At 42.9% G+C, this 15,963-nt stretch carries 18 protein-coding genes, 1 tRNA gene, 1 other RNA gene and 1 other annotated feature; of the genes, 17 read left to right on the top strand and 3 right to left on the bottom strand.

The genetic code is table 11. From position 1 onward, the window contains the following. The first annotated feature begins 133 nt into the window (after nucleotides 1-133). Nucleotides 134-298, top strand: a complete 165-nt coding sequence (locus tag H4683_RS20305; protein ID WP_192600644.1) for a hypothetical protein — start codon at nucleotides 134-136, stop codon at nucleotides 296-298. A gap of 48 nt (nucleotides 299-346) precedes the next feature. Continuing rightward, nucleotides 347-563: a binding site (T-box leader), on the top strand. 71 nt (nucleotides 564-634) lie between these two features. Beyond that, nucleotides 635-1,912: a serine--tRNA ligase gene (gene serS / locus H4683_RS20300; RefSeq protein ID WP_192600643.1), complete on the top strand. Its 1,278-nt coding sequence runs from the start codon at nucleotides 635-637 to the stop codon at nucleotides 1,910-1,912. 21 nt (nucleotides 1,913-1,933) lie between these two features. On the opposite strand, the gene tadA is transcribed toward serS, so the two are convergent. Continuing rightward, nucleotides 1,934-2,437, bottom strand: a complete 504-nt coding sequence (gene tadA / locus H4683_RS20295) for a tRNA adenosine(34) deaminase TadA (RefSeq protein WP_192600642.1) — start codon at nucleotides 2,435-2,437, stop codon at nucleotides 1,934-1,936. 154 nt (nucleotides 2,438-2,591) lie between these two features. Between tadA and H4683_RS20290 the strand changes: the two genes are divergently transcribed. The 3 genes from H4683_RS20290 to H4683_RS20280 all read left to right on the top strand — a co-directional run bounded on the left by H4683_RS20290 (nucleotide 2,592) and on the right by H4683_RS20280 (nucleotide 5,141). Continuing rightward, the gene (locus H4683_RS20290; RefSeq protein WP_192600641.1) at nucleotides 2,592-3,239 is read left to right on the top strand and encodes a deoxynucleoside kinase; all 648 of its coding nucleotides are present in this window, start codon (nucleotides 2,592-2,594) and stop codon (nucleotides 3,237-3,239) included. Then, the gene (locus tag H4683_RS20285) at nucleotides 3,226-3,894 is read left to right on the top strand and encodes a deoxynucleoside kinase (protein ID WP_192600640.1); all 669 of its coding nucleotides are present in this window, start codon (nucleotides 3,226-3,228) and stop codon (nucleotides 3,892-3,894) included. Before H4683_RS20290 ends, H4683_RS20285 begins: the two co-directional genes overlap by 14 nt. A 737-nt stretch (nucleotides 3,895-4,631) precedes the next feature. Then, the gene (locus tag H4683_RS20280) at nucleotides 4,632-5,141 is read left to right on the top strand and encodes an acetylglutamate kinase (RefSeq protein ID WP_225942272.1); all 510 of its coding nucleotides are present in this window, start codon (nucleotides 4,632-4,634) and stop codon (nucleotides 5,139-5,141) included. A 47-nt stretch (nucleotides 5,142-5,188) separates the two neighbouring features. Here H4683_RS20280 and H4683_RS20275 read toward each other — a convergent pair whose 3' ends face one another. Continuing rightward, entirely contained in the window at nucleotides 5,189-6,556 is a 1,368-nt protein-coding gene (locus H4683_RS20275) for an aspartate kinase (protein WP_192600639.1), read from the bottom strand. 157 nt (nucleotides 6,557-6,713) lie between these two features. Here H4683_RS20275 and H4683_RS20270 point away from each other — a divergent pair, with 157 nt between their 5' ends. The 6 genes from H4683_RS20270 (at nucleotide 6,714) to H4683_RS20245 (ending at nucleotide 11,815) form a co-directional block, all read left to right on the top strand. Beyond that, a complete protein-coding gene (locus H4683_RS20270) occupies nucleotides 6,714-8,009 on the top strand; it encodes a homoserine dehydrogenase (RefSeq protein WP_192600638.1) in 1,296 nt (431 codons plus the stop codon). Continuing rightward, nucleotides 8,009-9,067: a threonine synthase gene (gene thrC, locus H4683_RS20265; protein WP_192600637.1), complete on the top strand. Its 1,059-nt coding sequence runs from the start codon at nucleotides 8,009-8,011 to the stop codon at nucleotides 9,065-9,067. The genes H4683_RS20270 and thrC overlap by 1 nt, the downstream gene beginning before the upstream one ends. Beyond that, nucleotides 9,067-9,960 (top strand): homoserine kinase, encoded by an 894-nt coding sequence (gene thrB, locus H4683_RS20260; RefSeq protein WP_192600636.1) that lies wholly within the window; start codon nucleotides 9,067-9,069, stop codon nucleotides 9,958-9,960. The genes thrC and thrB overlap by 1 nt, the downstream gene beginning before the upstream one ends. 380 nt (nucleotides 9,961-10,340) lie before the next feature. Further along, nucleotides 10,341-10,646 (top strand): hypothetical protein, encoded by a 306-nt coding sequence (locus H4683_RS20255; RefSeq protein WP_192600635.1) that lies wholly within the window; start codon nucleotides 10,341-10,343, stop codon nucleotides 10,644-10,646. Between the two features lie 159 nt (nucleotides 10,647-10,805). Further along, nucleotides 10,806-11,135, top strand: a complete 330-nt coding sequence (locus tag H4683_RS20250; protein ID WP_192600634.1) for a PadR family transcriptional regulator — start codon at nucleotides 10,806-10,808, stop codon at nucleotides 11,133-11,135. Further along, on the top strand, nucleotides 11,132-11,815 hold the full coding sequence (locus tag H4683_RS20245) for a DUF1129 family protein (RefSeq protein WP_192600633.1): 684 nt from the start codon (nucleotides 11,132-11,134) through the stop codon (nucleotides 11,813-11,815). Before H4683_RS20250 ends, H4683_RS20245 begins: the two co-directional genes overlap by 4 nt. A 98-nt stretch (nucleotides 11,816-11,913) precedes the next feature. Here H4683_RS20245 and H4683_RS20240 read toward each other — a convergent pair. Further along, nucleotides 11,914-12,006, bottom strand: a tRNA-Ser gene (locus H4683_RS20240). 119 nt (nucleotides 12,007-12,125) lie between these two features. Between H4683_RS20240 and ffs the strand changes: the two genes are divergently transcribed. The 6 genes from ffs (at nucleotide 12,126) to H4683_RS20210 (ending at nucleotide 15,773) form a co-directional block, all read left to right on the top strand. Next, nucleotides 12,126-12,392, top strand: an RNA gene (gene ffs, locus H4683_RS20235) — signal recognition particle sRNA large type. A 128-nt stretch (nucleotides 12,393-12,520) separates the two neighbouring features. After that, nucleotides 12,521-14,278 carry a DNA polymerase III subunit gamma/tau gene (dnaX, locus tag H4683_RS20230; RefSeq protein ID WP_192600632.1) on the top strand — a complete coding sequence of 586 codons (1,758 nt, stop codon included), beginning with the start codon at nucleotides 12,521-12,523 and terminating at the stop codon, nucleotides 14,276-14,278. Nucleotides 14,279-14,299: 21 nt separating this feature from the next. Further along, on the top strand, nucleotides 14,300-14,620 hold the full coding sequence (locus H4683_RS20225) for a YbaB/EbfC family nucleoid-associated protein (protein WP_192600631.1): 321 nt from the start codon (nucleotides 14,300-14,302) through the stop codon (nucleotides 14,618-14,620). Nucleotides 14,621-14,631: 11 nt separating this feature from the next. Beyond that, nucleotides 14,632-15,228 (top strand): recombination mediator RecR, encoded by a 597-nt coding sequence (recR, locus tag H4683_RS20220; protein ID WP_192600630.1) that lies wholly within the window; start codon nucleotides 14,632-14,634, stop codon nucleotides 15,226-15,228. Between the two features lie 12 nt (nucleotides 15,229-15,240). Further along, a complete protein-coding gene (locus H4683_RS20215) occupies nucleotides 15,241-15,453 on the top strand; it encodes a YaaL family protein (RefSeq protein ID WP_192600629.1) in 213 nt (70 codons plus the stop codon). Nucleotides 15,454-15,509: 56 nt separating this feature from the next. Further along, complete coding sequence (locus tag H4683_RS20210; RefSeq protein ID WP_338062509.1) at nucleotides 15,510-15,773, top strand: pro-sigmaK processing inhibitor BofA family protein; 264 nt, start codon at nucleotides 15,510-15,512, stop codon at nucleotides 15,771-15,773. Nucleotides 15,774-15,963 lie beyond the last annotated feature (190 nt).

The raw sequence follows: 15,963 nt of genomic DNA, 5'->3' as shown, positions 1-15,963 counted from the left end.
TACTTAAAAGGTTGAACCGCCGTATACCGAACGGTACGTACGGTGGTGTGAGAGGTCGGCTGATCAAATAATGATTAGCCTCCTACTCGATTGAAGTGGTAGTATGGGTTTAAGTATGGAAAGGAGATATTCCATGTACGATCCAGATATCACTTTTTTAAGTACTTTTATCATAATGGTTGTTATCGGTCTGATTGCAAATGGTGTGTTGGGCAATAAAGGAAAGATAAGTTTGGGGCTAACTTTGCTATTTGCACTTATTTTTTCTGCCATTACGACAGCCTTGTTGGCAGGGTGATAACTTGCTAAAAAATCAGTTATGTAGTAAAATAATGATAATTTCAAACATGAGACGATGATGGGAAGTAGTAGCAAGTGCGTTTTTTGAAGAGAGTCGGCGGGTGGTGCGAGCCGGTAAAAACCTTTGTGAATCCAACCTTGAGTAGCCGGGCTGAAACGTTTAGTAGGTCTGTGCCGGTAATTGGGCCGTTATTTCAATAGAGTGGATTGGGCTTTTTGTCTAGTCAATTTGGGTGGTAACGCGGGAAGTTCTCGTCCCTTTTATAGGGGATGGAGGGCTTTTTTTGTCGACTAATTCCCATTATCGTCAAAAAAGTATAAGGAGGAATTATCTATGCTAGATATTAAAAAAGTTCGTGCTAATTTCGATGAAATAAAAGAAAAACTTTCTAAACGTGGGGAGGATATCTCACAGCTCGATAAATTTCAAGGTCTTGATGATAAACGTAGAGCATTAATCGCAAAAGTTGAAGGCTTGAAGGCAGAACGTAACGAAGTATCCCAAAAGGTAGCCGAAATGAAGCGTAATAAAGAAAACGCAGATGATGTTATTGCTCGTACACGTCAAGTCGGGGACGACATCAAAAAGATTGACGAAGAACTGCATACGGTCGAAGAAGAATTGAACTACATCATGATGCGCATTCCGAACATTCCACATGACAGTGTACCGGTTGGCGACAGCGAAGATGATAACGTTGAAATCCGTAAGTGGGGAGAAACGCCCGAATTCGGATTCGAACCGAAACCACATTGGGAACTCGGGACTGATTTGAATCTACTTGATTTTGAACGTGCTGCAAAAGTGACGGGGAGTCGTTTTGTCTTTTATCGCGGGCTTGGTGCACGTCTGGAGCGCGCATTGATTAACTTCATGCTTGACCTTCATCAGGATGAGCATGGCTATGAGGAAATGTTACCACCGTATATGGTCAATCGTGCAAGCTTAACGGGGACAGGTCAGCTACCGAAGTTTGAGGAAGATGCATTTTTAATTGAGGAAGAGGATTATTTTCTTATCCCAACATCTGAAGTCCCAGTTACCAACTTTTACCGTGATGAAATTTTAGGCGTTGCTCAGTTACCAGTGGCGTTCGCGGCCTACAGTACGAATTTCCGCTCAGAGGCGGGATCTGCTGGCCGGGATACGCGTGGATTGATTCGCCAGCACCAGTTCAACAAAGTGGAGCTTGTTCGTTTCGTAAAACCGGAAGACTCTTATGTTGAACTTGAGAATTTGACAGGTCATGCGGAAAAAGTATTGCAGTTATTACAACTACCGTACCGTACTCTGAAAATGTGTACTGCGGATCTTGGATTTACGGCAGCGAAGAAATATGACCTGGAAGTATGGATTCCGACACAGAATATGTACCGTGAAATTTCTTCTTGCTCCAACTTCGAGGATTTCCAGGCGCGTCGTGCAAATATTCGTTTTCGTCGTGAAGCAGGAGCAAAACCGGAATTCGTTCACACGCTGAATGGCAGTGGTCTGGCAGTGGGGCGTACGGTTGCGGCAATCCTTGAAAATTATCAGCAGGAAGACGGTTCTGTCGTTATTCCTGAAGTATTGCGTCCGTATATGGGTGGAAAAGAAGTTATTACGTTATAAAGATGAAAATCGTGCAAGGCGTCATTCGACGTCCTGCACGATTTCTTTTTTCATTCTTTTTTTTCGTTCACGAATGGCTCTGAAAAATGCTGTTAGTATCTCTCCGCATTCCTCCGCAAGTACGCCTTCTACTACGTCGCACTCGTGATTGAAACGTGGGTCGTTCAATAGTCGATAAAGTGAATCGACACAACCACCTTTCGGATCGCGGGCCCCATAAACGACACGTGGAATCCTTGATTGCAAAATAGCACCGGCGCACATTGGACAAGGCTCCAGTGTGACGTAAAGTGTTGTGTCTTCGAGTCGCCAGCTACCGATTTCACGGCACGCGTCCTGTATCGCGGATAACTCCGCATGTGTGACAGCATTTTGGGTCGTTTCACGTAAGTTGTGTGCCCGTGCAATAACTCGATGATCATATACGATGATTGCACCAATTGGCACTTCTCCAAGAGCCTCGGCTTTCATAGCTTCATCGATTGCTAAGCGCATATAAATCCGGTCTGTTTCAAATGAATCCATCGTCATCGCTCCTTGCCAATAGTGTAGCATTGTTCCACGTGGAATAATTTAAAATGTTGAAGTCCGTGAAAAAAACTTTGGACTGTATTTTTCGTTTCACGCGTGTGATAAAATAAAGAGCATTACTTAATAGAACAATAAAGGAGGACAATCCATGTCTGTCCCGTTCATAACGGTCGAAGGTCCAATCGGCGTTGGAAAAACGTCACTTTCCCAAGCTATCGCGGAAACGCAACAATTCCATCAGTTGAAGGAAATCGTGGATGAAAATCCGTTTTTAAATAAATTCTATGACAACATCGAAGAGTGGAGCTTTCAAACTGAAATGTTTTTTCTCTGTAATCGCTACAAACAGCTTAGTGATATAAAAACTGAAATTATGATTGAACAGAAGCCAGTTGTTGCCGATTATCATATTTTTAAGAACCTCATTTTTGCAAAACGGACATTACGTTCTGAAGAATATGTTAAGTATGAGGAAATCTACAAGATTTTGACGAAGGACATGCCCGTTCCAAACATCATTGTCTATCTTAATGGTAGCCTAGATACGCTTATGAAGAGAATTGCTATGCGTGGCCGTGAGTTCGAGAAAAACATGGAACCCACTTATTTACAGCAACTTGCCGAAGATTATGAAACATTCATCACTTATTTCGAAAAGGAACATCCCGGAATACCCGTGCTCCGTTTCAATGGAGATGAACTTGATTTTGTGAACAATGAAAAGGATTTAGAATTCATTTTAAAAGAAGTCGATATAACGATACGAAAAGGAGTTATTTCAAATGAACTTACGTGAAAAATATGGTATTGCACAAAATGCTGTCATTACGATTGCAGGGACGGTCGGTGTCGGGAAATCGACGATGACAACGGCGCTTGCAGAAGCATTGAACTTCAGAACATCGTTTGAAAGCGTCGATCAGAATCCGTATCTCGATCGCTTTTATGAAGACTTTAAAAAGTGGAGTTTCCATCTACAAATTTATTTTCTAGCCGAACGATTTAAAGAACAGAAACGCATTTTTGAGTATGGCGGCGGGTTTATCCAAGATCGTTCAATCTATGAAGATACAGGTATATTCGCCAAGATGCATAAGGAAAAAGGTACGATGGACTCGGTCGATTATGATACCTATACGAACTTATTTGAAGCGATGGTCATGACGCCGTACTTTCCGCATCCGAACTTGCTTATTTACTTGGAAGGGCCGCTCGATGCTATCATTTCACGGGTGAAAGAACGCGGTCGTCCGATGGAACAGCAAACACCGATTACATACTGGGAAGAGATGCATTTGCGCTATGAAAAATGGATTGATTCATTCAACGCATGTCCTGTTCTTAGATTGGATATTAATGATTACGACTTGATAGAAAATCCGCATGAAGTGGAAACCATCGTCGAGCGGATTGGTTATTTTCTGGAGCAGACCTCACATTTAAGTAAGTAGCCATTGATTATGGCTACTTTTTTTCATTTCACTAATCACGGGACATTCGAATAGGATGTAGTGTTGTTACACTTACGGAAGTTTTGGGAGCGTAGCTGAAGTAAATGCTTATTGGGGAAGAGTGTACTGCTATGTATGATAAGGCCTATAGATTGTGTCAGTACAGATCACGATGTTTTTATACAACATCAATCCTTATTTATCGGCATAAGAATTTCGAAAAATGTTTGGTGAACATTGACTGCTAATAAAACAAGGGATGATTAGCATGCTTAACAGGCACTTCTAGGCGAGTGTGGACGTGTTCGATAAAAAGGAAATGGAAGTACTGGAAATGGTGGATATGATTTCGGGTGCAATTGTTAGGAAATTTCCTTATAAATTCATGTCGATAAATTGATGAAGGTTGTATATCATCATTCCGATTATTGGGCAAAGTATACCATTTTTAGACTACGGTTCTTTAGTCAGTGCTCTGTATTTTTTAAGTGCCGGGGAATCTTATAATATGGTTTTTTTTGTGAAAGGTTGACATCGAAGTTACGAATTAGAGGAGTGATTGTGAAGTGTACCCTTATTCAAATGATTTTCGCTCTCTTCCTGTCAAATCGGTTAATAACTCCGATAACCGGGAATTATATTCGCAATATACAGCGTCTGTCAGGTATATTGCGAATAATGCGACTGACTTATATGGAAGATGTTGCATAAGTAAGGCGGAGGTAGATTTTATAAGTATGAACCGGCTTCTTTGGATGGAGCATGTCAACTGGACGAGAATGACGATTATCAGCATCGTTTTTGGTTTGCCGGATTTACAGTTTGTCCAAGAACGTCTTTTGAGAAATGCGACGGATATGGGGAATTTTTTAAGGCCTTTTTATGGGGATAAAATAGCGGATCGATATACTGTACTTATTACAGAACATCTATTGCTAGCCGCAGAATTAGTAACAGCAGCTGTAATGGGGGATGCGGAAAAGGCGGCGGAGGCAGAGAAGCAATGGTATCGGAATGCCGATGATATTGCCGAATTTTTAAGTGGCATCAATCCGTATTTAGGAAAAGAAGAAGTAAGGAAAATGTTTTATACGCATTTGGCTTTAACGAAACTTGAAGCGGTTTATATGATTCAGAAAGATTTTAAAGCAGGTATAGAAGTGTTTGATAAAATTGAAGCGCAAGCTTTAGAAATGTCAGATATGATAGTTTTTGCCATTATTAGGCAGTTTTATTACCTATTTTAAAAAATAGTAAAGGCGCATCCTATTCATAGACGATGCGCCTTTTTAACTTATAAGGCTATGGTAGACTTCTGAAAGAATTCTTCATAAAGCTCTTTCAGAATTTTTATTTCATCTTCTTTCAGGACGCCGAAGACGAGGCTCACTTCGGACGATCCTTGGTTGATCATCTGGATGCTGGCGCCTGACCGAGCGATTGCTGTTGCGGCTCGGGCGGCGAGACCTGTTGTGTGGCGCATTCCTTCACCTACAAGGACGATCATTGAATAATTGGAGTGCAGATGGACGTTGTCCGCTTTCAATTCGTCTTTTACCCGGCGGATGATCCGCGCCTCTTTTTCATCTGTAAGGTATTCGCTTCGAATAATGACGGATAGGTTATCGATACCAGAAGGTGTATGTTCGAATGGAATCTCTTCCTCCTCAAATAGTTGCAGTAGGCGACGACCGAATCCGATTTCCTGGTTCATTAGGTATTTATCGACGAATAAGGTAGAGAATCCGCTATCCGCTGCGATGCCGATGACTGGCTGATCGGAGTGATCCCGTTCTTTGACAATCTGAGTTCCGGGCGCATCTGGATTATTCGTGTTTTTAATGCAGACGGGTACGGACCGACGGAATGCGGGCATAAGCGCTTCATCATGGAAGACGGAGAAGCCGGCATAGGCCAGTTCACGCATTTCACGGTAGGTCATCTTCGTAATGGCTATCGGGTTTTCGACGATAGTCGGGTTAGCAGCAAAGACGGAATCAACATCCGTGAAGTTTTCATATAGTTCAGCACCCGTAGCAGCAGCTAATATGGATCCTGTAATATCAGAACCTCCTCTATTGAATGTCCGCAATGTCCCGTCTTCTGTATACCCGAAAAATCCGGGAAACACGATGATGCCAGGCTCGTGTCGTAATTCAGAGAGTCGTTCATCTCCTTCCGGTAATGCTCGTACACGCTCAGGACGCTGGTTGACAAGAAGTCCAGCTTCCTTCGGACATACATAGCGTGCCGGTAAGCCGACATGTACGAAATAGGTAGCAATCAATTTAGCGTTGTTATCTTCCCCAGATGCCTTCAGGCAATCCATGAAAAGAATTGGATCGTTTTCGTCGCCGGCAAGCCGTTCTCGTAAATCCTTTTCGATGACTTGGACGATTTCTTCGTTAAGGCCAAGTCCTTCAGCGATAAGTCGGTATCGATTTACTACTTCTTGTAATTCAATTTCTGTGTCATTTCCTCTAAGCGCAGTTTCTGCAAGATGGATGAGTAGATCTGTCACTTTTGTATCATCACTAAACCGTTTACCTGGTGCTGATACGACGATGATTTTTCTTAAAGAGTCAGATGTGACGATGTTTGCAACTTTTTTGATTTGTTCGGCCGATGCGACGGATGTTCCGCCAAATTTACATACTTTCAAGGTCATCAAATCCAATCTATTTGTAGTAGCAATTTTGTGTTATATTCAATAATATCATGAACCAGGGTTGTACTTATCCGAATATTTCACTATAATGTCTTTATGCAATGTACAAATGTTTTTTCATAGTGTACATAAAAGTTAGGGGCGTAGTCAAATGAAAAATGAAATTAATATTGGTTTATTAGGATTCGGGGTAGTAGGAAGTGGGGTTGCAAAGATTTTGCAAAACCATCAAGACGACCTGCGTCATAAGCTTGGCGTACCTGTAGTCATAAAAAAAGTTCTCGTTAAAGATCTACATAAAAAGAGGGAAACCATTCTCTCTTCTGAAATATTCACGAATGATTTGAATGAAGTACTTGGAGATCCGTCTATCGATTTGATTGTGGAAGTGATTGGTGGGACAAGTGAGGCGAAAAAAGCGATTGAGAGCTCGCTACGTGCGGGTAAAGGCGTTGTGACAGCGAATAAGGACGTCATGGCGGTATCTGGACTTGAACTATTAAAGCTAGCAGATGAAAATAAATGCGATCTATTTTACGAGGCAAGTGTCGGCGGTGGAATTCCATTGATTCGTACACTGGAAGACGGACTTGCATCTGACCGTATCAGTGCATTGACGGGTATTGTGAATGGAACGACGAACTTCATTTTGACGAAAATGAAACACGACAAGATGACGTATGAAGATGCATTGGCAGAGGCGACAGCACTTGGGTTTGCAGAAGCGGACCCATCGGCAGACGTTGACGGAATTGACGCAGCACGTAAAATGGTCATTCTCGCTTCACTTTCTTTCTCCACGGAAGTCCTTCTAGAAGATGTCTTTGTTAGAGGAATGAAGGAAATTAAGGAAGGGGACTTGGAACTTGCGGAACAATTCGGCTATACAGTGAAGCTGGCCGGTTCTGCTAAAAAGGATGAAGAGGGTATTGAAGTAGCGGTAGAGCCGGTGCTGTTCCCGAATTCTCACCCACTTGCGTCAGTGAACAATGAATTCAATGCGGTCTACATTTATGGAGATGCGGTTGGAGAAACGATGTTTTATGGGCCAGGTGCAGGCTCATTGCCGACTGCGACGTCTGTGACGGGGGATATTGTTGCTGCGTGTCGCAATCTACTTCTCGGTGTGAATGGTAAAAGACTCCATGCACCGCAATATGCACGTAAAGTGAAGAGTGATAGCAAAAAGTTCGCACGTTATTTCCACCGTATTCGTGTGAAAGATGAAGTCGGTGTTTTGACGAAGTTAACATCTATTTATAGTGACTATGACGCAAGTTTAGCGACGGTCATTCAACATCCCGATAAAAAAGAAGCGGGAGCAGATTTGATTTTCATCACACATAAAATTTCACGTCAGCAGCATCTTGATATTGTGAAAAAGCTGAATGAAACACCAGAAGTAATTGGTGTGTTGAGCCATTACCGAGTTGAGGGGGAAGAATGATGAGAAGATGGAACGGATTGATTGAAGAATATAAAGAATGGTTACCAGTGACAGAAAATACACCAGCGCTGACGCTACAAGAAGGGAATACACCCCTCATTCATATGAAAAACTTGTCTGAACAATGGGGAATTGATTTATACGTGAAAACGGAAGGAACGAATCCGACTGGTTCTTTTAAAGACCGCGGTATGGTGATGGCGGTTGCAAAGGCGAAAGAAGAAGGCAAAAAGATTCTGATCTGTGCATCGACAGGCAATACATCTGCATCGGCTGCGGCGTACGGAGCACGTGCGGGAATGCGGACAATTGTCGTTATTCCGGAAGGACGCATTGCGCTTGGAAAGCTGGCGCAAGCGAAAATGTACGGAGCGGAAATCCTAGAGATTGAAGGGAACTTTGACGAAGCACTCCGAATGGTTCGGGAGGCCGGTGAAGGGGATATCGCGCTTGTAAACTCAGTGAATCCGTACCGTCTTGAAGGACAAAAGACCATCGCGTTTGAGACGATTGAACAGCTTGGTAAAGTTCCGGATATCTTTGCGCTTCCTGTCGGCAATGCGGGCAATATTTCCGCAGCTTGGAAAGGATTCAAGGAATATGCGGATAAAAAAGGAACAGCACTACCATCACTTCTTGGTGTGCAAGCAGATGGTGCGGCTCCAATCGTCTATGACCGCGTATTCGACAATCCTGAAACCGTTGCGACTGCAATTAGAATCGGAAATCCGGCAAGTTGGGATTTAGCGAAAAATGCACTCGCCGAATCAAACGGGAAAATTCTCGCTGTTACAGACGAGGAAATTTTAGAAGCATACAGCTTAATCGCTTCTTCTGAAGGGATTTTCGCAGAGCCAGGATCATGTGCTTCCATTGCAGGCGTGAAAAAACAAGTAGAGAGTGGTTTATTGAAGAAAGGATCTACAGTCGTCGCTGTTTTAACAGGCAATGGACTGAAAGATCCGGATACGGCAATTGAAGTAAATAAAGACAAGGTATTATTATCGCGTGAAGCGTTCGACCAATTACTAAGTGAGTTGAAAGCGGGGACGAAATAATGACGGTGGCCAATTTTTCAGTCGTCGTCCCTGCGACTACGGCAAATCTTGGCCCGGGCTTTGATAGTATCGGGCTCGCTCTCGCTTTGTATATGACAGTCGATGTCGCATCTGCGGAAACGTGGAGTGTTTTTTATGAAGGTGATGAGTACGGGGATTTACCAAGTGGGGAAGACAATCTGATTGTGCAAACGATTCAAGACGTTGCAGGGCGGTATGAAAAAAAGATAGCGGCCCACCGGCTTCAGATTAGCTCGGATATCCCGCTTGGAAAAGGACTCGGGAGTAGTGCAACCGCAATTGCAGCAGGCATTGAAATTGCGAACCGGCTTGCAGGATTGGAGCTTTCATCGAAAGAGAAGGTTTTTATAGGAAGTGAACTTGAAGGCCATGCAGACAATGTGTCGGCGGCACTTCTTGGCGGGGTGACAATCTCCTATTTTGACGGTGAGGAAATTGATGTGATCCATATTCCGGAACCGAAAGTTGGTGCAGTCATTCTCGTGCCACCTGAAGCGCTTCGAACGGAAGAGTCGAGGGGATTACTTCCTAAACAGTTGTTACATATGGAGGCGACGCTCGGCAGTGCCGCAAGCAGCGTGATGGCAGCGGCAATTGTACAAGGGGATTGGGTGACGGCGGGACGGATGATGGAAAAGGATGTTTTCCACGAACCGTATCGAAAGCAGTTATTTCCCGATTTTGATGAAATTCGAGAAATGAGCAAGGAACTCGGTGCATTTGGCATGACAATCAGTGGCGCGGGCCCTTCATTGTTCATCGCTGTGAAGGAAGGAAGTGAACAACAGTTAGCTGTGAAATTGGCTGCCCACTTCCCTTACTATAAATGTATCGCTGTTCGCCCTTCGGTTGCTGGCGCTCAGTGTAAATGAATAGGAAATAAACAAAGTAGCGGACTCAGGTAGTAGAGTGCCGCTATTTTTGTTTTTAAAAAGATACGAAAGTATAAGTTTTTGTGCCCGTCACAATCCAGGAAATTGCGGGGAGATTTACTGTTGAGCGACTGATTATCCGAGCAAGCGACCGATTGTATATCTGCAACCAATAGTAAGAATGGAACAATAAAGTAACGGTTGTACCTGGTTTGTTGTAGGTTTGTGTGATGAAAATATGAACTAAGCAAAGGTTTTTTCTACTTTGTTTACGGAGCGTGTGAGAAGATTGTTCAAAAGTGTGAATATAGACAAATCATTGTAGAGAAATCCAACTTTATTTTCCCGAGACAGAAGGAAGAACTATTTCGAAGGTTGAAATGGATGAATTGCAGGGCGAATTGGCACGTAAAGAAATTAATTTTAATTATGAAAAAGACAATCTACCCCTATTCATGTCAGCGGTGTTTGAATCACCAGAAGAAATAGATGGAGAAGATTTAAAGCTCCCAGGTGAAAAATTAGTCACAATACGAGGGCAAGAAGGATTGATCATGGAATCAGGTGATTTCCGTTCACTTTTATGGAAAGAAAATGGAGTGAGTTATTCAATCGTGCTTGATGACCCTAGTTTAACGTTTGAGGAATTGATTGAATGGACAAATGATATGGTGCTTGTTGAGTAACAATGCTCCAAGTGGATTGATTGGTACCCGCACGTAAATGAATTAATTGACACAAATAAACCAATAGGCTATGATTTTAAACAACTACTTTGTCTTACAAGGTAGTTGTTTTTTAATTAGCTATATTGTCTAACCATGTACTGGAAGTAGGTCTTGTAAATGTCTGTTAGAAGTGAACTGCTGAAAGGGATACTTGACGGTTGTGTTCTTGCAATAATTGAAAAAGAAACGGTATACGGCTATGAGCTTTCAAAAAAACTTCAACTCGTTGGATTACATGATGTTAGCGAAGGTACAATCTATCCTGTGCTTTTACGGTTGCAAAAAAACAAATTAATCGAGGGAGAAATGCGCCCGTCTGAATCAGGCCCGAACCGAAAGTATTATACACTTACGGATGAAGGGAAAGCATCATTGACGATGATTCGCAAAGAGTGGCATCAACTAGCAGTGCCAGTCGGAGTGCTGTTGGTAGGGGGAGAAGAATGATAATGACGATGAAAGAATTAAGAGCAGAGAATGACATAAAGAGAGAGTTATTAACAGAGCAAAACGAGGCGTATTATTCGAAGTTACTCGTCTATGTCCGGCTTCAATTTTTTTTTGGGGAGCATCGGGCGGAAGAAGTACTTATAGAGATGCTTGATCATTTACTTGAGGGGCAAGAAGAAGGAAAGACGGCAGCAGAGATTTTTGGTGATAATCCGAAAGGGTATGCGGATGAGTTAATTGGACAGCTTCCAAAAGACGGGAAGCGCAGTTTATTCTCTTTTTGTACATATTTTTTGATCTACCCCTTTGCTGGATTGCTGATGATTCGCGGAATAATGCTATTGATTTTTTTGCAGTTCAAGGCTATTGATCAACATATCTATTTGTATTCCGGCATAGCATTTTCCGTTGCAGTTATCATTGTCTACAACGTAGCGGGATGGCTATCCTCTAGGGGAACTAGGCGCTCTATATTTGGTGAGGAAGAGAGTATACGGAAAAGTACAGTCCGTGGTGGATTGAGAGGCGGCTTGTTGATAGGTTTTGTAGTGGCTGTCATGCAGTTTTATAAAGAGCAGGGACCAGCAATTCTAATTCCTTGGTACGGGTCGCTTGCTGTGGGTTTTGTATTATGGTTGGTTAGTAGAGTGATTAAATATAAAGCTGTACCAAAATAGAGAGATTTTATTAATAGTGAAAATAAAAAAGACCTTTAGAGTTCAAGGTCTTTTGTGAAAAATATGTTAATCTCAATCATATGAGATGTGTTTAAAAATGGAGGAGGTAGAGGGATTCGAACCCCCGCGGGATTTGACTCCCCTGTCGGTTTTCAAGACCGATCCCTTCAGCCGAACTTGGGTATACCTCCGTATCAACAAATAATAATTTATCATGTCTGAGATGTAGTGTCAATAGTTTTCATGAAATGACTTTTATTCATATGTTTTTAATTGATTTACGTCAGTAAATTGAGTATACTAGGTAAAGCCGTGCTAGGTGGGGAGATAGCGGTGTCCTGTAACTTGCAATCCGCTCTAGCAAGACTGAATCCCTTCCCGAGGCTGTCCATATTGTAGGGTCTGCCTCTTGCACGTAGTGTTGACGTTTGGGTCCTGCGCAATGGGAACCCATGAACCATGTCAGGTCTGGAAGGAAGCAGCATTAAGTGGACTTTCTCATGTGCCGCAGGGTCGCCTAGACCGAGCTGGCGACAGGAGTAACGCTTATGTGTGGCTGTCGAAGGAAGGTGCACGGCATTAATTTCACAATCCGACTCGTCCATTTTTATGGGCGGGTTTTTTGTTGTTGTTGAAAGGTTTCTTGAGTAGCTTTATGGTATACTAGGAATATAACCACATTGCGTTCAGGGGGAGAGGAAACTGTTGGTGTATCAAGCTTTTTACCGTGTTTATCGGCCCCAATCGTTTGCTGAAATGTCCGGACAGCAACATGTGAAACAGACACTTCAGAATGCTCTCCTTCATAATAAGACGACACATGCCTATTTGTTCTCAGGTCCGCGTGGAACTGGGAAGACGAGTGCCGCGAAGATTTTTGCGAAAGCGTTGAACTGTGAAAATGGCCCAGCAAAAGAACCGTGCAACGAATGTCCGACATGCCTCAGTATTACGGTAGGGTCGAATACGGATGTCATTGAATTTGACGCGGCGTCGAATTCACGTGTTGAAGAGATGCGAGACATTATTGAAAAAGTTCGATTTGCCCCATCAAATGCACGTTTTAAAGTATATATTATTGATGAAGTTCATATGTTATCCAATTCGGCATTTAATGCACTTTTGAAAACGTTAGAGGAACCGCCATCACATGTGGTGTTCATTTTAGCGACAACAGAGCCACATAAATTGCCACTAACAATTATTTCGAGATGTCAGCGTTTTGATTTCAAGCCGATTACATCGACCGATATTATTGATCGGCTAAAAACTGTGTTGAACGATACAGGCATTGCATTTGATGAAGGCGCTTTGAAAGTGATTGCGCAAGCTGCTTCCGGGGGAATGCGAGATGCACTTAGTATGCTCGACCAAGTCGTATCGTTCAGTGGAGAAAAACTAACAATCGAAGATGCACTCCTTGTAACAGGCTCGATTGGTGAAGACATCTTCTATCAGCTGGCGGAAGCGCTACTTGCGAAGGATGCTGGGGTGGTCCTTTCACTGCTTGATCGACTTATTACTGAAGGTAAAGATGTTTCTAGGCTTGCGGAGGATTTGATCACGTTTTTCCGAGATCTTCTCCTTCTCCGAACGGCTCCCGAATTGAAAGGTCTTCTTGAACTCGTATCAGGTGATGAACGTTTTATGGAGATGGCGAAAGCGTTCAATCCAGATGTTTTATATTCCTTCATTGATATCCTTTCAAAAACACAACAGGAAATGCGATTCTCAAATCACGCGAAAGTGTATATCGAATCCGCGTTATTGAAAATGATCCATCTGGATATCCAAACAGAACCAACAGGAAGTGGGCAGGCTGTTGACCCTGGACTAACACAAAAAGTGACGGAACTCGAGCGCACTGTTATGGAACTGCAACAACAGATTTCAAACGGTATCGCGGTGCAACCTACAGCGAATCGGGTGGCACAGCCGAAGAAGAATGCCTCTAAATCTTCTCAATCATTTAAAATTTCTACAGGCAAGATACAGGAAGTATTAAAGGCAGCGACGAAACAGGATATCCAGACGATACGCCAAGAATGGGCAGGTATGATGCAGACAATGCAAAAATCCCACGCTGCACTTCTCGGGGAAACGGAGCCTGTCGCGGCATCCGAGAATGCATTTGTGTTAAAATTCAAATATGAAATCCATTGTCTAATGGCTTCTGAAAACCCGTCACTTCGATCAGGTCTGTCTGATGCACTGTGTTCAAGGACTGGAAAGGCGTATGAAGTGCTTTATGTCCCTGAAGAAGGTTGGTTAAAAGTAAGGGAAGACTTCATCCAGAAAAACGGGCTTGCCAAACAGCAGGATCCCGGGTTGTCTGATTTAGAGGCGAATACCGAAGAACCGCTTTCGTTTATAAAGGAAGCTGAGCAGGAAAACGCTGATCCACTTGTAACGGAAGCAGAGAAGATTTTTGGCAAGGAATTCATAGAAGTCTACGACGATTAAAATTATGAGGAGGAAATGAACATGCGCGGTATGGGAAATATGCAAGGTATGATGAAACAAATGCAGAAAATGCAAAAACAAATGGCTGAGGCACAAGAAGAATTGGGCGAAAAACGACTTGAAGGTGCAGCGGGCGGTGGAATGGTGAAAGTCATTGTTTCAGGGGATAAGCAAGTGTTGGAAGTGATTATGGATCCGTCGGTAGTCGATCCAGAAGACGTTGAAATGCTACAGGATCTTATTGTCATCGCTACAAATGAGGCAATGGCAAGAGCGGAAGAATTAACGAACTCCACGATGGGTCAATTCACGAAAGGATTGAACCTCCCTGGAATGTTCTAGGAGGAAAAAACATGCATTATCCCGAACCGATATCAAAACTGATTGATAGTTTTATGAAATTGCCAGGTATCGGCCCGAAAACAGCGGGTCGACTGGCGTTTTTTGTGTTAAGCATGAAGGAAGACACTGTATTGGATTTTGCAAAAGCGCTTGTCGATGCAAAAAGGAATCTGAGGTTCTGTTCAGTTTGCGGGCATATTACGGATATCGACCCGTGTCATATTTGTCAAGACGAACAGCGGGATGGCACGATGATCTGTGTCGTCCAAGATCCGAAAGATGTCATAGCGGTAGAAAAGATGAGGGATTATAATGGACTCTATCATGTTCTGCATGGTGCAATATCACCAATGGATGGAATTGGACCGGAAGATATCAATGTTCCTTCCTTATTAACACGTCTGCAGAATGAAGAGGTAGAGGAATTGATATTGGCAACGAATCCGACGATTGAAGGGGAAACAACTGCGATGTACATTTCGAGGCTCGTGAGACCTTCGGGTATAAAGACAACAAGAATTGCTCATGGATTGCCGGTTGGTGGCGATCTCGAATACGCGGATGAGGTCACGTTGTCCAGGGCGCTGGAAGGACGCAGGGAGTTGTAGGAGGCTATTTGCATGTTTGATAGAAAAAGAACGCTCGAAAAAGAGTTTGACAATCGACTTCGTTCGTTAATGATGAAAACGAAAGAGGAATGGGAACAGGCAAAGGAAATCGAGAGATATCTTAACGACTACGATCAAGAAGTGATTGCCCGTAGGAAAATAGCCGAAAGTAAGCATTTCTATTTATTTAAAGAAGCAAGGGCTCGACATCTCGGTAGGGATTGATATATTTTCACGGGACTGCATATAATGAACCATTCTATTGAAAGGGGCGGTTTCCCGTGAAAGTTGTCGGTATTGGCATTATTGGAATGGTACTTCTTCTATTATTAGTGATGGACAAGAAACAGATTCAGAAAGTATTGGAGCGTCTATCGGTGTATTGGTTCCGATTGGCATTTGCGTTCCTTATTCTCTTTGCTATGAATGTTGCAGGGGGATTCATTGGTGTTTATGTTCCTGTGAATGTCCTGTCAGGATTGTTGTTAGCGATTTTGGGCATACCAGGATTCGCGGCGCTATGCGCTTTTGCGGTGTTTTTATAAAAAGTTGCTAAAAAGTGTTGACATATTTTAATATCTGTTGTATTCTAATTAAGGTCGCTGATGAGGCAACCGAGAAAAATAAGGAATGCAATCTGATTCCTTTCAAATGAACCTTGAAAACTGAACAGCAAAACGTCAACGAAATACAGTTTGGGAAACCGGTTCTGCCGGTGGAACAAACACAATCGAA

Origin of the sequence: Sporosarcina limicola (genome assembly GCF_014873855.1) — a bacterium.
In the GTDB taxonomy this organism is placed as follows: domain Bacteria; phylum Bacillota; class Bacilli; order Bacillales_A; family Planococcaceae; genus Sporosarcina; species Sporosarcina limicola.
Note: the sequence above shows the minus strand (reverse complement) of the source record. Positions and strands in the feature narration are given on the sequence as shown.